The following is a 612-nucleotide window of genomic DNA, read 5'->3' as shown; positions in this document are numbered from 1 at the left end:
GCCGCGCTGCCGCTGCCGCCGACCGAAACAGACACGATGCCGCCAAGCGCAAAGGCGCCACCGCCATTGCCGCCGCCGCCACCCACAGACTGTGCGAGGATGCCGATGGCCGAACGACCGTTGGTGTCGACCGTCGGACCGGTCGCGGCCTGGTTGACGTTGACGGCTCCGGCATTGCCGCCGGTTCCGCCGCCGCCGCCGATCGCGACAGCGACTGCCGGGGCGACCGACAGGGCAAAGCCGCCATTGCCGCCACCACCACCGACCGACCGAGCCAGAACGCCATGCGCGGCGTCGCCGCTGCCGTCAGCGCCAGTTGTTATCGTGCCGCCGACATTGGCGATGACAGTCCCGCCTTTGCCGCCGCCGCCGGCTGTGCCGCCGATCGACACGATGCCGGCTGCGCCGCCGCCATCGCCGCCGCCGCCACCGATCGATTCGACCAGCATGCCAATAGCACCCCGGCCATTGGTGGTGATGTTGCCGGTGTTGGTACCGGTTGCATTGGCGCCATCATTGCCTGCGCCGCCGGTGCCACCGCCGCCGAACAGGCCGAAGGCGTCGCCGCCGCCACCACCGCCGCCGCCGACCGACTGTACGACGAGGCCGATC

1 pseudogene is annotated in these 612 nt (G+C 71.4%); it reads right to left on the bottom strand.

What is annotated here, in order from left to right:
- A pseudogene (locus EOB59_RS37270) lies at positions 1-612 on the bottom strand (hypothetical protein); the annotation flags it as partial.

Source organism: Mesorhizobium sp. M7A.F.Ca.MR.176.00.0.0 (genome assembly GCF_004023165.1).
Lineage (GTDB): Bacteria > Pseudomonadota > Alphaproteobacteria > Rhizobiales > Rhizobiaceae > Mesorhizobium.
Note: the sequence above shows the minus strand (reverse complement) of the source record. Positions and strands in the feature narration are given on the sequence as shown.